This window comes from Conyzicola nivalis, assembly GCF_014639655.1.
Classification (GTDB): Bacteria; Actinomycetota; Actinomycetes; order Actinomycetales; family Microbacteriaceae; genus Conyzicola; species Conyzicola nivalis.
Genome location: NZ_BMGB01000001.1, coordinates 1,161,232 through 1,176,667, shown reverse-complemented (window position 1 = coordinate 1,176,667; position 15,436 = coordinate 1,161,232). Strand labels below are relative to the sequence as shown.

The following is a 15,436-nucleotide window of genomic DNA, read 5'->3' as shown; positions in this document are numbered from 1 at the left end:
AGCCGCGATCCGCGGCGCTAGGTGCTCGGCGTGGTGCGCCGCAGGTCGGCGGCGAAGGCCGCCTCGTCGATGTCGTACGGGGCGATGCCGGTGCTGCGTCCGGTCGCGGTGAATTCGTCGGTCGAGAACCGGCCGGCCGCGACCTGCGCCGCGACCTCCCCGTCGGCCGGGTCCTCCGCCACGAGCCACTCCGCGAGCTGGGCCGTCACGAACCGGTTCGCGCGGTCGAACGCGTGCCAGGCGTCCGCCGCCGCGTACCCGGTGAGCGAGCGGATGTCGCGGGCCACCGCAGCGCGCTGGGCGGTACGCAGCGCGAGCGCCACCCGCAGGATCCGGTCGCACTCCCGCCGGCCGGCCGTCAGCACGCCCTCGACGGCGAGGCTCTCACCGGGCTGCAACGACAGCGCCTCGTAGATCTGGGGCAGCGGGTCGTCGGTGCCGCGCGCCGAGAACTCCTTGTGTGCGCGGAAGACGGCCCGGAAGGTCAGCCAGTCGAGCACCACGCTCTCCGAGTTGGCCGTGAGGCAGCGGTCGCGCAGCCAGCCGGGCAGGCCGGCGTCGGGCACAGGGGAGCGGCCGAGCGTCGACCACTGCGTGATCGGGTCGGCCGAGTCGATCTCGGTGGCGAGGAAGCCCAGCGTGGTCGGCTCGAACCGCACGACGGTGTCGAGCGCCAGTTCGAGCTCGCGTTCGTTCTGCTCGACCGTGCGGATCAGGGCGAGCCGGGCCGCCTCGCCCGAGCGTTTGGCGGTGCGCCGGGTCTCGGCCGACTCGCGGGCCTGGGCGGCGCGGGCGCGGGCCGCTATCGACTCGGCCGGCCCGGCTTCCGGTTCGCCCGGCGCCTGGCGTGCGCCGAAGAGCCCCCGCCGCATGTCAGGCGTTCACCGCCTGGAGCCCGGCCCACAGCTGGGCGGCCGAGTTCTCCCAGCTCCAGGTGGCCGCCTGGGCGACACTCGCCTCGGACCGTGCCGCCCACGCGCCCGGCGCCTCGAGGGATTCGACCGCTGTGACGAAAGCCGCGGCATCCGTCGGCGTGAAAAAGAGACCGGCGTCCCCGGCGATCTCGTGGAAGATCGTGATGTCGGAGACGACGACGGGCACACCGAACGCCATCGCCTCGACGAGCGGGATGCCGAATCCCTCGTCGAGCGACGCGCTGACGAGGGCCGTCGACCGCTGCAGCAGCTCGACGTACTCGGCGTCGGTCGCGCCGTCGTGCACGACCAGGTTGTCCGCGGTGTTGAGCGCACGGAGGCGTTGCTGCGTCTCGGCCGACATCGGGCTCATCAGGTGCAGCGTGTAGTCGGGCAGGTCGTTCATGGCCGTCACGAGCGTCTCGACGTTCTTGTACGGCATGAACGAGCCCATGTAGACGAGGCTCTTGTCGCGCGGCCGGGTCGCGGCGGGCTCGCCCGAGGCGGCGGCGAGCGAACTCGCGTTCGGCGCGAGGATGAGCGGTTTGGTGGTGAGCTTCTTGCGCGTGATGAGGTCCATCGTGGTGCGCGAGACCGCCGCGACGGCGTCGGCCCGGTTGAGCAGCATCCGCTGCGGCCACCAGACGAGGTGGTAGAGGCGCCAGAGCACCCGGACCGCCTGCGGCAGGTTACGCGGAGGCGTGCGGTGCGTGTAGTAGATGAGGTCGTGCACCGTGAGCACGAGCTTGTAGTTGCGCCCCAGGGACCCCATGGTCTGCATGGGGGAGAAGACGACATCCGGATGCAACGGATTGAGGTAGCGCGACATGAGGGAGTCCTTGGGACTCGTCATCGCCGGTGCCTTGATCCACGGCAGGTCGGGCAGCATCTCGAGCTGGCGTTCGTCGTTGATGATCATCGTCACGGGCGTGAGTTTGGCCAGTTCGCGCACCAGGTTGGCCGAGTAGCGGCTGATGCCGTCGTGGGTTCCCCAGCGCACGGCCCTACAGTCGAAGAACAGCTTCACGGGTGGTGCGCCCCCAGGGTCTCAGATCGTGCACGGGTGATCGACACGCTATCAGCCCGGGCGGGGTGACGATCTCAGGCCCCGAACACCTCCCGCAGTTTCGCCTCGTCGTCGTGGCTGAGGTTGGTGTCGATGAGCTCGACGTCGACCCCCTCGAACGCGTCGGCGACCCTGTCGATGACGGCCCCGCTCGTCAGCACGAAGAGCGCGGAGGTGCCGGGGGTGATGCTGTCGCGCACGCTGTCGAGGAACGTGTCGTCGATTCCCACGTCGGAGAGCGATCCCGCGATGCCCCCCACGACGGCACCCACCACGGTGCCCAGCAGCGGGACGAAGAAGATCAGGCCGAACAACAAGCCCCAGAAGCTACCGCCGAGCGCCCCTGCCCCCGCCGACGTGGTGAGCTGACGGGTCTTCGGCCCGGTGGAACCGACCTCCCACGACACCACGGCGGCGTCGTCCACGGTGATGAGGCTCTCCCGCTGCAGGTCGAGCAGAACCTTTTCGGCCTCGACCGCCCCGTTGACGCTGTCGAACTTCCAGACCGACAGGGTGCTGGTCATGACATTCTCGCTTTCTGATTGGGCCGGGCGGATCAGACCAGTCCCAGGCGTTCCGCCTCGGCGATCGCGCTGCGTCGCGACGAGACGCCGAGCTTGCGGTAGATGCCGCGCATGTGGGTCTTCACGGTGTTGATCGAGAGCAGCATGTCGTCGGAGATCTCGCCGACGGTGCGCAGTGTCTTCAGCTCGGAGAGCAGCTCCCGCTCCTTCGGCGTCAGCGCGCCGAGGGGCTGGTCGGGCTCGAACTCCGCGCGGCCGCGGGCGAGCAGTTGCGTCGCGATACCGTCGTGCCTGCCGAAACGGTGCAGGCCGTGCGCGAGCACGGCGCGCACCGAATCGCCGCCGGGCCGCACCACCTCGGCCAGCGCCCCCGTGTCATCCGCCCTCTCCAACGACCGGCACATCGCCGCGTGTGCGCGAAACGCGTTGCCGGACTCGTGTTCGAACACCGCCTCGAGCGACCACTCCACGATCTCGCTGAGCGGAGTGCGCGCGCCGCGCGATTCGTGCAGGAGGGGAGTCAGGATGCTGCGGGCCGACGACTGCCGCCCCGTCGAGTACAGCAGCAGCGCGTAGGCCACGTTCCAGTCGTGACCCTCGCCGATCAGGTGCCTCGCCCGGTCGAGCAGCCGCTCGCTCCAGCGGTGCTCGCCGATCGTCAGCGCCATGCGGATGCCGAAGTGCAGCGACGACACGACCACCGACGCCGGAGCGCCGACGAGGTAGGGCTGGGGCCATCCGGTCGTGAAATCCTGGGCGGCCCGTCGTTTGTCGGGCAGCGAGTCGAACGTCACCGCCTGGAGCGCGTGCCGTGTCTCCGTCGTCACTTCGGAGAGGTGCTGCCTGCCGGCGAAGTCGGCGGCCGCCCGCAGGTGTTCGAGCGCGGACGCCTCGTCGAGCAGCTCGTGGTGCGCCCAGCCGGCGAGCATGTGGGCGTGGGCGAGCGCGGTGTCAGAGGCGCGGCCCGACGACCGTCCGGCGATCTCGAGCGCGCAGAGGGCGTGGCGCAGGCAGGCCCGCAGGTCGCTCGCGCCGAGTTTGGTGGCGGCCAGGCCGACGGCGCTCATCGTCTGCACCGACAGGTCGCCGATGTTCTCGGCGATCGCCCGTGACGCCTCGAGCTCTTCGACGGCACGCTCGGTCGCACCGACGCGCGTCTCGGCGAGACCGCGGCCTAGGTGCACCGCCGCGCACAGCTCGTCGGGCAGCGCCAGCATGGTGCTGTCGGCCCAACCCGACGACAGGCCGTCGATACGTTCCCCCCGCAGCAGCGCGATGCGCAGCTGAACGAGGTAGAGCAGCCAGTCCCACTCGAAGAGGTCGTCGACGTCGAGACCGGTGGGGCGCACCCGAGCGACGGCGTCGGCCGCGCGGTCGGTCTCGCCGCAGTCCGCCGCGGCCCAGGCGATCATCAGACTCGAGAACGGTCCGGCGGTCGTGCGGCCGGTAGCGGAACCGGCGAGCGCGAGAACCTCCGCCGCGTGTCCCTCGGAGACCAGCGCGTAGCCGGAGCGCCGCAGCACCGTCTCGACGAGTTCCCCGTCGTCGATGTCGAGCGCCAACTGCAGGGCGACGAGCGGGTCTCCGTTGACGACGTGCCACTCGGCGGCCCGCCCGGTCATCTCCCGCAGCGCCGTGGGAGAGAGCTCGACGATCTTCTCGCGCAGGAACAGTCGGAACAGCGGCTGCACGCGGTACCAGACCCGTCCGAGCTCGTCGGTGGAGACGCGGCGCAGCATGGGGTTGTTGCCGGCCAGCCGTCGCAGGGCGTGGGCGCTGTCGAGCGAGGTGCCCACCGCGTTCGCGAGGCTGGCCGTGACGAGCGGGCAGATGCCGGCCGTGAGCATCGTCGACCTGTCGAGCGGACCCAGGTCGTCGAAGACCTCGCGCTGCAGGTACTGGTGCAGCACGTCCGGGTCGAGCAGGCCGAGCCGTGCGTCGAGGGTGCCGGTCGAACGGGCGACGCCGGCGTGGGCCAGGCTGAGCGCCGCCGGCCAGCCCTCGGCGGCGGCGTAGAGGGAGTCGACTCCGCCGCCGTCGATGTCGTCGTCCTCGAACAGCGCGCAGGCCTCGGCGTGGGTGAACGAGAGCGAGTCGGCCGTGAGCTCGCGCACGCGGTTGGTGAGCCGGGCGCGCTGTTCGAGCAGCGACGACCGGGTGGCGAAGACCACGTAGACGCTCGCCGGAACGAGCTTGAGGAACCGGATGAACTCGGCCTCGGATGCCCCGTCGGCGAGCAGGTGCGTGTCGTCGAAGACGACGGCCGTGCGCGGGCCGAGGAGGTCGAGCGCCCGGGTGAGACCCGCGAGGAACTCGCTGTGCTTGCGCGGCGCCATGCTCACTTCGAGTGAGCCGAGCGCGCGCTCGGCCGCGTCGTTGCCGGCGGCGGCGACGACGAGGGCGGCCAGCAGGGAGCCCCAGAAGACCAGCGGATCCCTGTCGTCGTTGTCGAGTTCGCACCACCCGACGACCACACCCTCGTCTCTCGCCATGGCGCACCACTGGGCGAGCAGCGACGACTTCCCGTAGCCGGCCGGCGCGCTGATCATCATGAACGTCGCGTCGGGCGAATCGAGTCCGGTCGACAGCGCGTCGTAGAGGCGCGGTCGCTCGACCAACGGACCGACCGGAACCGGGACGCTGACCTTGGCCGCCGGTGTGTCGTGGATGAGTCGTGCACCGCTCGCCGTCACCATGCGATGAATATACGACCGGGCAGGAGGGCGCGGTAGGGGGCGGAGGCGTATCGCCCTTCACGGGTGAGGCTCACCCGTTTCGGCTGAACACGGGCCATCCGGCGTGGCCGTCCGGTCGGCGGCGATGCCCGGCTCGATCGCCGCGGGCCGTGCGGCTCCGCGCTCGACGGCGCGCGCGATCATCGGGGCGGTGCCTCCCACGACGGCGGCGCGGGTGACGTCGGTGAGAAGCCCGGGTCTGCCGAATCTCCGGAAGAGGGGCATGCGGTCCCCTAGCTGTCCACCGTCGCCGCGGCCGCCACGGTGTGGGGCGGGACGTGGACGTGCAGTTCCAGCAGTCCGCCCACGTCGGAGGAGAGCAGCGCCAGCGAGTCCGACCACACATGTTCGATCGCGAGCAACAGCGCCGAGCTGCCTGGCCGGATGCCCGCGACGACGAGTTCGGCGTCGGCGCTGCTGAACAGCGGGCGGGGGTCGGGACTGATCCTCGACCAGCGCGGCACGATGTCGTCTTCGAGGTCGGTGACCGTGACCGCGCTCCCCGCGGTTCGCGCTGCGATCACCGCGTCCACGACGCGGAGGGTGCCACCTGAAGCGAGCTGCTCGAGCAGCGGTGCGACACCCGACATCAGTCCCGCGTCGGGGAACGAGATGACGACGACGTCGACGGGACCCATCGTCTGCTCCCCTCCGCGCCGGCGGTTGTGGCATCCGCGGAATCTGCCCCCGCGGTGGTGCCCAGTGTGCGCCAGCCGCGGGCGGGCAGAATCACCCGGCGAAGGTGACGGCCCGCGGTCGCACCCACGGGCCGCCTGCCTCAGTCGGCGAGGAGCTCGCGCACGCGCGGGATGACCCGGGTGCCGTACAGCTCGATGCTCTTCATCAGCTTGTCGTGGCTCAGGCCGCCGTTGCCGTACTTGAGGTCGAAGCGGGAGAGGCCGAGACCCTTCGCGGCGTAGGCGATCTTCGTCGCGACGGTCTCCGGCGAGCCGACGAACAGCGCACCCTCCGGGGCGGCGGCGGCGTCGAACTGCGCGCGGGTCATGGGCGGCCAGCCGCGTTCGCGGCCGATGCGGGCCATGAGCGCCTGGTAGTGCGGCCAGAGCTCCTCGCGGGCCTGCTCGTCGGTCTCGGCGATATGTCCGGGGGAGTGCTCGCCCACGGGCTGGGTCGGCTGTTCGAGCTGCTCGAGCGCGCGGTGGTAGAGGTCGACGAGCGGTGCGAAGCGCAGCGGTTCGCCCCCGATGATGGCGAGCATCAGCGGCAGGCCGTACCGGGCGGCGCGGATGACCGACTCGGGGCTTCCGCCCACGCCGACCCAGGTCTTCAGCAGGCCGTTCTCGACGGGAGGGAAGACCGACTGCTCGGCGAGCGGCGCGCGGGTGCTGCCCTGCCAGGTGACCGGCTGCTGCTGGCGCACCGCGGCGAACAGGTCGAGCTTCTCGTCGAAGAGCTCCTCATACTGGGCCAGGTCGAATCCGAAGAGCGGGAACGACTCGGTGAACGACCCGCGCCCGAGGATGACCTCCGCGCGGCCGTTCGAGATGCCGTCGAGCGTTGCGAAGCGTTGGAAGACCCGGATCGGGTCATCCGAACTCAGCACGGTCACCGCGGAACCCAACCGGATGCGCGAGGTGCGGGCCGCGATCGCCGAGAGCACGACCTCGGGTGCCGAGACCGCGAAGTCTTCGCGGTGGTGCTCGCCGATGGCGATGAAGTCGATGCCGACCTGGTCGGCGAGGACGCCCTGGTCGACGATGTTGCGCAGCACCTGCGCGTGCGGCAGGGGGCGGCCTTCGGCGTCGTCCGTCACATCGCCGAAGGTGTCGAGCCCGAGTTCGATCTCCATGGTCTGTCTCCTAGTCAATTCAAACGTATGGACTTGGCAACCTCGCGGCGGTGCGCGGTATTCCCTGTTCTAGCGTGGCCTCGGAGCGGGCGGCGGCGGGACCTCTTTCGCCGCGATCACGTCGGCGAACGCGATCGTGGTGAGCCCGCGCACGGTCGCGATCACGCAGTGGGTGGCGTCGGTGCCCGAGAGGTAGCCGAGCGCGTCGGTCGCCGAGCCCTCCGGGTCGTCGTGCAGGGCGTACCGGATGACCACGCGGGTGCCGTCACCCGCGTTCTTCAGAAATTCGACCGGCGTCACCATGAGCTCGGCTTGTAGTCCTTGAGGAAGATACCGAACAGGTCTTCGCCGTCTTCGCCGCGCACAATGGGATCGTAGACGCGGGCGGCGCCGTCGACCAGGTCGAGCGGGGCGTGGAAGCCCTCCTCGGCGAGGCGCACCTTGGTCGGGTGCGGGCGCTCGTCGGTGATCCAGCCGGTGTCGACGCTCGTCATGAGGATGCCGTCGGTCTCGAGCATCTCGCGGGCGCTGGTGCGGGTGAGCATGTTGACGGCCGCCTTGGCCATGTTGGTGTGCGGATGACCCGGACCCTTGTAACCCCGGCCGAAGACGCCCTCCATCGCCGAGACATTGACGATGTACTTGCGGTGGGCGGGCGACGCGGCCATCGACGGCCGCAGCTTCGAGATGAGGATGAACGGCGCCGTCGTGTTGGCGAGCTGCACCTCGAGCATCTCCAGCGGGTCGACCTCGTCGACGTGCTGCGTCCACGAGTTGGCGTCGTGCAGGTCGGGCAGCAGGCCGCCCGCATCGATCGCGGTGCCGGCTGCGAGGCGTTCCAGCGACGAGGAGCCGGCGGTCATGGCCAGCTCTGTGAGCTGCTCGGCGCGGGACGCGGCCGCGGCGAGGATGGGGTGGGCGGTCACCGACTGGGCGAGGGCCTGCGGGTGCGGGTCGTTGGTGTGGCCGAACGTCACGAGCTCGGGCAGCGGGCCGTCGGGCAGCGGGGCGAGCTCGCCGTCGACGAGCGGCTGGTAGGCGCCGGGGGAGCGGCGCACGGTCTGCGTGGCGTTGTTGATCAGGATGTCGAGCGGTCCCTGCTCGGCGACCGACTCGGCGAGCCCGATCACCTGGGCGGGGTCGCGCAGGTCGATTCCGACGACCCGCAGGCGGTCGATCCAGTCGGCGGAGTCGGGCAGGCTCGTGAACCGTCGGACGGCGTCGCGCGGGAAGCGCGTGGTGATTGTGGTGTGCGCTCCGTCGCGCAGCAGCCGCAGGGCGATGTACATGCCGATCTTCGCGCGGCCGCCGGTGAGCAGCGCGCGCTTGCCGGTCAGGTCGGTGCGGGCGTCGCGCTTCTCGTGGCTCATGGCCGCGCACTCGGGGCAGAGCTGGTGGTAGAACGCGTCGACCTGGGTGTACGGCTGCTTGCAGATGTAGCAGTTGCGCGGCTTGAGGAGCGTCCCGGCGGTCGGGGCGGTCGTCGACGCGGCGATCGGCACGCCGCGGGTCTCGTCGTCGATGCGGTCGGGCGCGCCCGTGGCGGTGGCGGCGACGACGGCGCGGTCGGCGTCGGCGATCGTGGCGCGCTTGTCGAGCCGACGCTCCTTCTTGACCGACTTGAACATCTTGGCCGTGGCCCGCCGCACGGTGATGAAGTCGGGGTGTTCCTCGTCGATCGCGGCCATCGACTCGAGCACCCGCAGGGTCACGGCGAGGTCGGCGGGATCGATCGCGGCGCCGGGCACGGTGGTCGCGGCGTCGTCGGGAACGGAGGGGGAGTCAGGCTGGGAAGGCACACACGATTCTAAACGATCGCGTTCGGCTCCCGCCCGGGCTCCCGGCCCGCGGGGTCCCAGCCGTCGAACGTGCGGTCGAGCGCGCCGAGTATCGACTCGAAGCTCGCGTCGACGTCGAGCGGCAGCATAAAGCCGCCGGCCGCCTCGAGGGCGACGAAGCCGTGCAGGGTCGAACGCAGCATGCGGGTGGCGTCGATGGTCGCCTCACGCGAGAGGTCGTAGCCGGCGAGGGCCGAGAAGATCACCTCGACCGCGCGGGAGCCCGCGCGCACGTCGGCGGGGTCGCCGGGGATCGCGGCCCGCAGCGTGGTCTCGTAGCGGCCCGGATGCGCCCCCGCCCACGCACGGTAGGCGAGCGAGAGCGCGCGCACCGCCTCCCCGCGCGAGCGTCCGATGGCGGCTGCACCGATGGCATCCGCCATGTCGTTCTTCGCGCGCACCGAGATCGACTGGCGCACCGCGTCGAGCGACGCGACGTGCTTGTACAGGCTCGGCACCTTGACGCCGAGCCGGTCGGCGAGGGCCGCAAAGCTCAGGCCCGCGATACCGACCTCGTCGGCGAGCACCTCGGCGGCCTCGACCACGCGGTCGTGGGTCAACCCCGCCCTAGCCACGGGGAACAACCGTCGTCAGGAACGACTCGATGGCCGGAACGACGAGATCGGGACGCTGGGACTGCGGGTAGTGGCCCGCGTCGGGGACCATCACGGCCGTACCGCCGAGGGCGTTCGCGAGCCAGTCGGCCTCGGCGCGCGGGTCCGGGAAGTCGGGGTCCAGCCCGCCCATCAGCACGAGCGACGGGGTGTGCACCGCGGGAAGCGCGCGCTCGACGGCGTCGTGGCTCAAGCGTGTCGTGCGCGAGAAGGCGGCGGCGTAGCCGGGGCGGCGCAGGGCGGCGAACAGGCTGGCGGTGTACTCGGCCTGGTCGGCCGGCTTCCTGCCGGCGTAGAGCGAGGGCAGGTAGGCCTTCCAGGTGACGGTCACCCAGGGGACCGCGGTTGCGGCGCGCATGATGAGCGTGAGGGCGCGGGACACCTTCGGGTTGCGGCCGAACGGGCCGAGCAGCACGAGGCCGGTGACGAGCTCGGGGCGGCGCGCGGCCGTCAGCATGGCGGCGGACGCGCCCATCGAGTTGCCGACGATGACCGCGGGGGATCCGAGGTGGTCGAGCAGCGCCTCGACGTCGCCCGCCGTCTCCTCGTCGCCGTACGACGGGAAGCCGGTGCTGCTGTCGCCGTGCCCGCGCAGGTCGGTGGTGACGACGCGGTAGCCGGCGACGACGAGCGCGGGGGCGAGGTGGCGGTAGCTGGCGCGCAGGTCGCCCATCCCCGGCACGCAGACGATGAGCGGGCCCTCGCCCGAGTCGTCGTAGGCGATGGTGCCGTTCGGCACAGACAATGTGTTCTGGTTAGTGTTCATAGCCACAAAGCTAGTGGCACTAGCTTGACCATGTCAAGCGTTTGTAGCGCCCCGGTCGCGATTGTTTTCATCCGTCTCGACGAAGAAGGCGGCGTCGCGACGAGGTCCCTTCGTGGCGACCGGTGGCGCCGCGCCGATACCTGTCTATCAGGACGGAGCGTTCACGCCGCCGGCGGCCGTCGCGGCGTTGCGCGCGGCGAGCTCCCCGAACGCCTCGGCGAGCTCCGGGGGGTGCACGACGTCGATGTCGGTGTCGAAGCGGCCCAGCGAGGCGGCGAGGGCCATCCACGACCAGGATCCGACCTCGAGGCTGCAGCGGTCGGGGCCGAGGTCTTCGACGATCCCGTCGCCGGCGAAGGGAATCACGTCGGACGCGGACCGATGCAGCACGACCGTGCCCGTGCACGGCCACCGGTCGGTATCGGCGGAACCCTTGAACCGGGCGGCCACGTACCGGGTGACATCGCCGCCCGGGACTTCGCGCGGGCGGAACCGCCCGCCGGTGGGGGTGCGTGGGGTGATGCGGTCCGCGCGGAAGATGCGCCAGTCGTCGTGCTCGAGGTCCCAGGCCACGAGGTACCAGCGACCCTGGGCGGTCACGACGTGGTGCGGCTCGACCCGGCGCCGCGTCGGCTCGTCGAGCGGAAGGCGGCCCGCGTAGTCGAAACGCAGCTCCACCTGGGCGCGGGCGGCCGCGGACAGCGTCACGAGCACGTCGGGTGCGACCGGATCCTGCACACCCCCACCCGCGCGGGTCGCGACGGTCGTGAACTCGAGGGCGTCGAGCCGGTGACGCAGACGCGAGGGCATCACCTGCCGCACGGTGGTCAGGGCACGCACGGCCGCTTCCTCGATGCCGACGCCGGAGAGGGTCGCGGCGCGCAGTGCCACCGCCAGCGCGATGACCTGATCGTCGTCGAAGAGCAGGGGCGGCAGTTCGCTTCCGGCGTCGAGTCGGTAGCCGCCGTCCGGACCCATCGTCGCCCGGATGCTGTAGCCCATCTCGCGCAGCCGGTCGACGTCACGACGCACGGTGCGGTGACTGATGCCCAGACGTTCGGCCAGGACCACGCCCGGCCAGTCGCGGCGCGTCTGCAGCAGCGAGAGCAGACTCAGCAGGCGCGAGGTGGGCGTCGTCATGTTCTCGATGATACGCGGGGTCTAGGACCGAACCTGTCCTAGACACCCGTCACAGTGGTGGAGCCGGGGAGAACCCCGGTGCCGTTCTCACTAGGAGCAGACATGAGCATCACGACCACCACCCACCTCAACTTCCGTGGCGACGCCCGGGCGGCCCTCGGGTTCTACCAGTCCGTCTTCGGCGGACGCGTGACCATCGCGACCTACGGCGACTTCGGGATGCCCGAGGACGCCCCCGGCGCCGACGGCGTCGTCTTCGGCCAGGTCGAAAGCGAGGACGGCTTCCGGGTCATGGCCTACGACATCCCCGGCCAGTCGGGCGGATCGACTGCTGGCGCGGGTTCGACCCGGCGCGAGAACGGCATCACCGTCACCGACCAGCCGTTCTTCGTCTCCGTGCGCGGCGAGACCCTCGACGAGGTGGAGTCGTACTGGCAGAAGCTCGCGGTCGGCGCGACGATCGTCGAACCCCTCGCGGCCTCGGCGTGGAGCGCCGGATTCGGCATGCTCACCGACTCGTTCGGGGTGACCTGGATCCTCGACGTGGCCGCCGTCTACACCGCCGAATAGAACCGCCGCGGCGTGGGGGACGAGAGTCTCCCGCGCCGCACCCTCAGCCGCACACCCCAATAACCCAGGAGTTCAACCATGTTCAGCGTTCTTCCCGAAATCAACTGGCTGGCAGTAATCGCCTCTACCGTCGTCTTCGCCGTGCTCGGCGGCCTCTACTTCTCCGCGATAGTCGCGCGACCGTATCGGGTGGCCCTCGGAAAAGAGGCCGCGCAGTTGCCGAAGCCCGGACCCCTCTTCATCCTCGGACCCCTCGTCTCGAGCCTGGCCGTAGTCGTCACGAGCGCGATCCTGCTCCGGGCCCTGTCGGTCGAGTCGGTCGGCGACGGCGTCGTGTTCGGACTCCTCGTGGGAATCGGCTACCTCGTCGCCCAGACGCTGAACATCGCGATCAACCCGAACTTCCCTCGCCCGCTGCTGTATACGCTCATCAACGCGCCGTACTTCATTCTCTGCACGGTCGCGGCGAGCGTCATCCTGACCCTCTGGCGTTGACGGGTAGCGCGCCGATGGTGCGGGACGAGAGGGGCGGATGACACGATGCGACACATCACCGACGACGAACGACGGGCCCGGATCGCCACCAGGCACGCGCTCGCCGCAGAGTCGCCCGCGCGGACGCCCGTGGACGCGGCGACGTCGGTCGTGGCCCTGCACGCGACCGACGCGCCGAGCGTCTACCTCTCGGTGTGGGCTCGCTCGCCCGGGGTCACCGTCGCCGAGATCGACGCGGCGCTCTACACCGACCGCACCCTCGTCAAGCAGCTCGCGATGCGTCGCACGCTGTTCGCCTTCCCGCGGGAGCTGCTGCCCGCCGTGCTCGGCAGCGCGGCGGTGCGCGTCGCGACATCCGAACACTCTCGGATGGCCCGCGACCTCGAGCGGGCGGGCCTCGCCTCGAGCGGCGGGGACTGGCTCGACCGCGCGCGGGCGGGAGTGACGGCGGCACTCTCCGCGGGTCCCGACGCCCTCTCCGCCGCGGAACTGCGCCGGGCCGTGCCGCTCATCGACGTCACCGTCGCGACGACGGCGGGGGAGACCTGGTCTGCCCCGCAGGTGCTCACGCTGCTCGGAGCCGAAGGCGTGATCGTTCGCGGCCCGTCTACCGGCGGCTTCCCGACGGCGCGGCCGCTGTGGACCCTGCCCGACCGCTGGCTCGGTGCTCCCGTCGAGCGGATGGAGGCGGCAGACGGCTACCGCGAACTCGTGCGCCGGTGGCTGCGTGCGTTCGGACCGGGAACCGAGGACGACATCGTCTGGTGGCTGGGTGCGACCAAGGGGGCCGTTCGGCTCGCCATCCGGCAGCTCGGCGCGGTGGAGGTCTCGCTCGACGGTGCTCTGCGTGGGTGGGTCCTGCCCGACGACCTTGACACCGATGACCTCGACCGCGGGGCGGGGAACGCACCGTGGACCGCGCTCCTGCCGCCCCTCGACCCGACGGTGATGGGATGGAAGGACCGCGCCTTCTACCTCGGCCCACACGGAGCACAGCTGTTCGACAGCCGGGGCAACGCGGGTAACACCGTCTGGTCGGACGGACGGGTAGTGGGCAGCTGGATACAGGACGCGGGCGCGGTCGTGCGTGTGCGCTTCCTCGAACCGGTGACGCCCGCGGTGCGGGAGTCGATCGACGATCAGGCGTCGCGCCTGACCGCCTGGCTCGGCGGCGTGCGGAGCCCGACCGGGTACCGGTCGCCCGCCATGCGCGTGCAGGAACGGGAGTGCGAACACGGGAGCGCGTAGATCATCCGACGGCGCGCCGGGGCGTAGCGTGTGCACCATGAGCCCCGCGCACAAACGTGTCGTCGCCCTCGTCGTCGTGCACGGGATGGGCAGCCAGCGTCGCAGTGAGACCCTGCTCCAGTGGGCCGAACCCCTGTTGCGGCGGCTCGACTGGGTGTCCCGGGGATCGGGCGGCGACGGGGTGGCGTTCGAACGCGTGGCGCTCGCCGGGGACGCGCCCGACGAAGTGAACGCCCGGGTGCGGTTCCGAGGTGACGACGGAGCGCAACACGAGGTGGTGCTCGTGGTGACGGAGGCGCGCTGGGCCGAGTCGTTCCTCCCGTTGCAACCCGGCGAGGTGTTCGCCTGGGGTGGTCCGTTCGCGTGGCGCGCGCTTCTCCGGCTGGGCTCGCACTTCACCCGCATCATCTGGGTGAACCCGTGGTGGCGTGTGGTGAGCGCACCGGTCGTGGCTGCTTTCTGGCTGGTACTGGCCGGGACGGGCCTGCTGCTCACCCTGCTGTTCCCGCTCGTCGGCCTGCTCCTGCTGGTGCCCGGGGTGTCATGGCTCGTCCGCGGCGTCACGAGCGGGCTCGCGGAGTTCGTCGGTGACGTGGCGGTGTGGACCAGGCGGCCCGTGCGCGCCGCGGCGATGCGGGCGGTCGTGCGCGACGGTGTGCGTTCCGCGAGCGTGCGGGCCGCGCTGCTCGCCCGGGCGGAGGGGGAAGAGGTCGACGCCACGCAGGTCGTCCTGCTCGCCCACTCGCAGGGTGCGACAATCGCGGCGCAGACCCTGTTCGACCCCGCAACGGGCGAGGTGCGCGTGCCGGTCGACGCGTTCGTGACCGTGGGCGGCACGTTGGCCCTGCTCGGCGCACCGCGATGGACCACAGGACGACTCGCCGGCGTGCGGGCCGCCGTTGCCGGGGTGCCGCGTGCCGAACGGGGGCCGGGTGGCGCCGCGTCCCGGTTCAGCCCGGTCGAGGAGTGGTCTCGCCTGGAGCGCCGGCCCCGCTGGCTCAACCTCTGGGCGATCTGGGACCCGTTCACGGCAGGTACCGTCTCCACCAGCATGCGGGCCAGGGAGCTGCGCTGGCGCGAGGTCTACGGCGGCCCCGCCAGCGACGCCACCGGTCCGGAAGAACACCCGGTGCACAACACCGCCAACCCGTTCACCGAGCACCAGGCCTACGCGCGCAACACGGCGCAGGTGATCGATCCGCTCGTGCGGCTGCTCACCGGGATCGCCCTCGCCGACCCGGGTGCGCCCGCCCGGGGTGCCGCCCACGCGCGCAGCGTGCGGCAGCTCGGGGTCGGGCGCATCCTCGCACTCGTCCTTGCCCTCGCACTTCTCGTCTCGCCGGCCGTCCCCGCGGCCCTGTCCTCGGTGGTCGACCTGCTCGCGCTCGGAACCGCGCCGCATCCCGCGCTCGGCCCGATAGTCGCCGTCGTGGTCGGTGTGGTCGCCCTGTGGGGCAACGGTGTGCTCTGGCGCGGCTGGGCCGCCCGGGTGGAGTGGACGCCGCCGGGGACGCCCGCCCCGAAGGTCTGGACTGGCGGCTTCGTGGTGCGGGCTGTGCTGCTCGTCGGCGTGTGGCTGGCGGTCGGCGGCCCCGCCGTGGTCCATCCGGTCTGGGCGGCGCTCGCCGCGGTGGCCGTGCTGGTGCTCCCCGAGTTCTGGCGTCTGCCTCGCGTGCTGCCGGAGCGTCGCTGAGGGGGGCCACCTGGACGCGCCGC

General features: G+C 71.3%; 15 protein-coding genes. 4 read left to right on the top strand and 11 right to left on the bottom strand.

The window, feature by feature from the left end; all coding sequences use genetic code 11:
- Positions 1-17: 17 nt before the first annotated feature.
- The 11 genes from IEV96_RS05695 to IEV96_RS05640 all read right to left on the bottom strand — a co-directional run bounded on the left by IEV96_RS05695 (position 18) and on the right by IEV96_RS05640 (position 11,407).
- Positions 18-872 (bottom strand): hypothetical protein, encoded by an 855-nt coding sequence (locus IEV96_RS05695; RefSeq protein ID WP_188509691.1) that lies wholly within the window; start codon positions 870-872, stop codon positions 18-20.
- A 1-nt stretch (position 873) separates the two neighbouring features.
- A complete protein-coding gene (locus tag IEV96_RS05690; RefSeq protein ID WP_188509690.1) occupies positions 874-1,941 on the bottom strand; it encodes a glycosyltransferase family 4 protein in 1,068 nt (355 codons plus the stop codon).
- Positions 1,942-2,015: 74 nt separating this feature from the next.
- The gene (locus IEV96_RS05685) at positions 2,016-2,504 is read right to left on the bottom strand and encodes a DUF1269 domain-containing protein (protein ID WP_188509689.1); all 489 of its coding nucleotides are present in this window, start codon (positions 2,502-2,504) and stop codon (positions 2,016-2,018) included.
- A 32-nt stretch (positions 2,505-2,536) separates the two neighbouring features.
- Positions 2,537-5,200 (bottom strand): winged helix-turn-helix domain-containing protein, encoded by a 2,664-nt coding sequence (locus tag IEV96_RS05680; RefSeq protein WP_188509688.1) that lies wholly within the window; start codon positions 5,198-5,200, stop codon positions 2,537-2,539.
- A 272-nt stretch (positions 5,201-5,472) separates the two neighbouring features.
- Positions 5,473-5,877 (bottom strand): DUF6325 family protein, encoded by a 405-nt coding sequence (locus IEV96_RS05670; RefSeq protein ID WP_188509686.1) that lies wholly within the window; start codon positions 5,875-5,877, stop codon positions 5,473-5,475.
- A 140-nt stretch (positions 5,878-6,017) separates the two neighbouring features.
- On the bottom strand, positions 6,018-7,049 hold the full coding sequence (locus IEV96_RS05665; protein WP_188509685.1) for an LLM class flavin-dependent oxidoreductase: 1,032 nt from the start codon (positions 7,047-7,049) through the stop codon (positions 6,018-6,020).
- Positions 7,050-7,118: 69 nt separating this feature from the next.
- Positions 7,119-7,352 carry a putative acetyltransferase gene (locus tag IEV96_RS05660; RefSeq protein WP_188509684.1) on the bottom strand — a complete coding sequence of 78 codons (234 nt, stop codon included), beginning with the start codon at positions 7,350-7,352 and terminating at the stop codon, positions 7,119-7,121.
- Positions 7,346-8,797 (bottom strand): SDR family NAD(P)-dependent oxidoreductase, encoded by a 1,452-nt coding sequence (locus IEV96_RS05655; RefSeq protein WP_373282438.1) that lies wholly within the window; start codon positions 8,795-8,797, stop codon positions 7,346-7,348. The genes IEV96_RS05660 and IEV96_RS05655 overlap by 7 nt, the downstream gene beginning before the upstream one ends.
- A 59-nt stretch (positions 8,798-8,856) precedes the next feature.
- Positions 8,857-9,462: a TetR/AcrR family transcriptional regulator gene (locus tag IEV96_RS05650; RefSeq protein WP_188509682.1), complete on the bottom strand. Its 606-nt coding sequence runs from the start codon at positions 9,460-9,462 to the stop codon at positions 8,857-8,859.
- Complete coding sequence (locus IEV96_RS05645; RefSeq protein ID WP_188509681.1) at positions 9,455-10,267, bottom strand: alpha/beta fold hydrolase; 813 nt, start codon at positions 10,265-10,267, stop codon at positions 9,455-9,457. Before IEV96_RS05645 ends, IEV96_RS05650 begins: the two co-directional genes overlap by 8 nt.
- A 147-nt stretch (positions 10,268-10,414) precedes the next feature.
- Positions 10,415-11,407 (bottom strand): helix-turn-helix transcriptional regulator, encoded by a 993-nt coding sequence (locus tag IEV96_RS05640; protein ID WP_188509680.1) that lies wholly within the window; start codon positions 11,405-11,407, stop codon positions 10,415-10,417.
- Between the two features lie 102 nt (positions 11,408-11,509).
- On the opposite strand from IEV96_RS05640, the gene IEV96_RS05635 reads away from it, so the two are divergent.
- The 4 genes from IEV96_RS05635 (at position 11,510) to IEV96_RS05620 (ending at position 15,413) form a co-directional block, all read left to right on the top strand.
- A complete protein-coding gene (locus IEV96_RS05635; RefSeq protein ID WP_188509679.1) occupies positions 11,510-11,977 on the top strand; it encodes a VOC family protein in 468 nt (155 codons plus the stop codon).
- A 78-nt stretch (positions 11,978-12,055) separates the two neighbouring features.
- Positions 12,056-12,472, top strand: coding sequence for a DUF1761 domain-containing protein (locus tag IEV96_RS05630; protein ID WP_188509678.1), 417 nt, complete (start codon positions 12,056-12,058; stop codon positions 12,470-12,472).
- A gap of 45 nt (positions 12,473-12,517) precedes the next feature.
- Positions 12,518-13,720, top strand: a complete 1,203-nt coding sequence (locus IEV96_RS05625; protein ID WP_188509677.1) for a winged helix DNA-binding domain-containing protein — start codon at positions 12,518-12,520, stop codon at positions 13,718-13,720.
- Between the two features lie 37 nt (positions 13,721-13,757).
- Positions 13,758-15,413: a hypothetical protein gene (locus tag IEV96_RS05620; RefSeq protein ID WP_188509676.1), complete on the top strand. Its 1,656-nt coding sequence runs from the start codon at positions 13,758-13,760 to the stop codon at positions 15,411-15,413.
- Positions 15,414-15,436: the final 23 nt, after the last annotated feature.